Source organism: Kitasatospora sp. NPDC058406, assembly GCF_042722765.1.
GTDB lineage: Bacteria > Actinomycetota > Actinomycetes > Streptomycetales > Streptomycetaceae > Kitasatospora.
In genome coordinates, this window is sequence record NZ_JBHXKE010000468.1 from 1 (window position 1) to 2,541 (window position 2,541).

Annotated in this window: 3 protein-coding genes; all 3 read left to right on the top strand. The window is 70.6% G+C overall.

Annotated features, from left to right (window positions below; translation table 11 throughout):
* Positions 1-935: two-component system response regulator (locus ACFWOG_RS40555; RefSeq protein ID WP_380364741.1), on the top strand; the 935-nt coding region annotated here is incomplete at its 5' end.
* Between the two features lie 598 nt (positions 936-1,533).
* The gene (locus tag ACFWOG_RS40560; protein ID WP_380364743.1) at positions 1,534-1,923 is read left to right on the top strand and encodes a peptidase inhibitor family I36 protein; all 390 of its coding nucleotides are present in this window, start codon (positions 1,534-1,536) and stop codon (positions 1,921-1,923) included.
* 361 nt (positions 1,924-2,284) lie between these two features.
* The gene (locus ACFWOG_RS40565) at positions 2,285-2,458 is read left to right on the top strand and encodes a hypothetical protein (protein WP_380364745.1); all 174 of its coding nucleotides are present in this window, start codon (positions 2,285-2,287) and stop codon (positions 2,456-2,458) included.
* Positions 2,459-2,541: the final 83 nt, after the last annotated feature.

A 2,541-nucleotide genomic window follows, 5' to 3' on the forward strand; every position in this document is an offset into this window, starting at 1 on the left:
GCACCAGCGCCTCGGTCAGCCACGCCCTCCAGCAGCTCCAGTTCCAGCTGGCCGAGGCCGACCGGCTCTCCCGGCGCTCGACCGCCCACAGCGACATCCTCGGCGAGGCCCTGCTCGACAGGAACCAGCGCATCGCCGATCTGGCGCTGCGCCTCAACCAGCTGGAGAGCGACTGGGCCCGCGAACGGGCCCGGGGCGACGAACTGGTCCTCCACACCGGGGACCGCGAGGAACTGCTGCGCGAGCGCCGGCGCCTGGAGGCGGAAGTCGCGCGGCTGACGGCCGAGCTGGAGGAGTCCCATCGGCGCCGGCTCGCCGCGGAAGCACGCTGCGAGCTCCTGGAGCGCCAACTGGTCGTGGCCGAGCAGCAGGCCGGCGAGGAACCGCAGCACGCCAGGATGACCCGCCCCGCCCCTGCGGGCGCGGACAGCCCACGGGTCCTCATCGTCGACGACCAGCCCGCGAACCTGATCGCCCTGGAGGCGGTCCTGACCGCCGCCGACTGCCAGGTGCTGGCGGTGGCCTCCGGCACGGACGCACTGAGGGCGCTGCTCCAGCACGACGACGTCGCCGTGATCATCCTGGACGTGCAGATGCCCGGCATGGACGGCTACGAGACAGCAGCCCGCATCAAGCGCCGCGCCCAGACCCGCAACATCCCGATCATCTTCGTCACCGCGATCGGAGCGGACCCCGAGAGCCTGCTGCGCGGCTACGACGCCGGGGCCATCGACTTCATCGCCAAGCCGTTCGAGCCGTGGATGCTCTGCGCGAAGGTCAGTGTCCTGGCCGAGATGTACATGAACTACCGCGGCGCCCCGCGCCGCGAACCGCCCTCCCGGCCCACGGACGACAGCACCAGTTGGCTCCTGCCCACGCTCCCCCAGCACAGCCCCCTCCAGGCCGCCGATCAGGACGAGGCCCCTCATGGCTGACCCCTGCGGGCGGCGGGGTGCGCTGACGCGTGTCCCAGCGGTGGCCGCACGCACCGGTGGACCGGGGTAGTCGCCAACCCGGAACCGCACGGACCGACACAGCGCCGGCAGGAGCGGACAGGAGCGCCCGGTCACGCGACTGCCGCAGCCCCCAGGCGAACCGTTCCACCGGGCCGGCCTGTGCGTCGACCAACCGCTCCGGCCTGCCCCGACGGGCCCTGCACCCCGTCGCCTCCGGCCTCGCGTCCATGCCGCCACCCCTGGGCGGGCCCGTCCCGCCGCACCCGCATCATTGTCCGGATTGAATGTCCTGCCCAGAGGGCCCTTTCGGACAATGCGCCGCCGCCACAGGGTTGTTGATGCACGGGGCGCCGCAGCGCGCTCCGCACACCGGGAGACGGACGAGCCGGGGACCTCACCGCGCAGCGGCAGGTCCGTGCAACTGCTCTGAAACATCGGCTCGCCCGTCGGGCGCCGGTTTGCCGGCTTCGACGCGAGGCCGGTTCTCCATTTGACATGTGCGCACAGTGCGTACGCTCGAACGAGGAAAGGGAATCTGATGCGTAAGCGAATCGCTCTCGCGGCGGCTGGGACTGCCATGATGTTCGCATCCACGGTGGGGGCGGCTTCGGCCGAAACCCTCGCCAACGTCAGCTCCGGAACCCCTGCGGTGATCCGGCCGATCACGGTGGACAGCCCGTCCGCGATCACCGCGTGGGACAACTGCCTGCACGGCCAGGCATGCGTGTTCCAGAACTCCAACGGCGGCGGCCTGCTGTGGGTGGTGCCCTGGGCCGGCTCCTTCAAGCTCGCCAACTACGACATGAACAACCGGATCAGCGCCCTCTGGAACCGAAGCGGCGGAACCCTGAGCCTGTATGACGGGGACAACTACAGCAACCTGCTGGGCCAGTACGGCGCCTACGGCCCGCCCATCAACGTCCCGACCGGGATCAACGACAGGGCGAGTTCCCTGACGGTCTACTAGAAGGACCGCTGCCGGCTGCCCTCCTCGGCACAGGGCCGGCGATCTTCACTGTCACCACTTCGGCCCGGCCCGCGGCGGGCCGGGCCGCGGCGGGCCGTTCTTTCACCCGGGCACTCGTATGCAGCACCGACACCGGAACTGTCCGCGCCGACCTCTGCCATGCCTTCCTCCCGAAGGTGCCTCCGCCCATGTCCTACCAGACTCACGACAACCTGGATCTCCCGTTCCCCTCGTCCGACACCCACAATGGTGAAGTCGGCTACTGGAACTGCCCGAATACCCCTTCAAGCGGTTGTGGCGCCGATCGTGGCAGCGTCAGTCGTCAACTGCGACGAGGAGAGGGAGCGTCGCTGCCGAGGACGTGGGCGAATCCGTAGGTGTCCGGGCCGAGCTGGCGCAGCACCACCGCGCCGAGCGCCTCCAGGAGCGCGGCGTCCGCCCGGGCCTCGTCATCGCCGGAGTCTCCGGCAGCCCCTGCGGCCGCATCGACACTCCGCCCCCGGGCCGCACCACCGCCAGGCAGCCCACAGAGTGATCATCCCGAACCCGACCAACACCCCTCAGCGAAATGAGCAACAGAGTCCGCAGGCGTCGCCGGGCCGGCCCCGGGACCGGGGG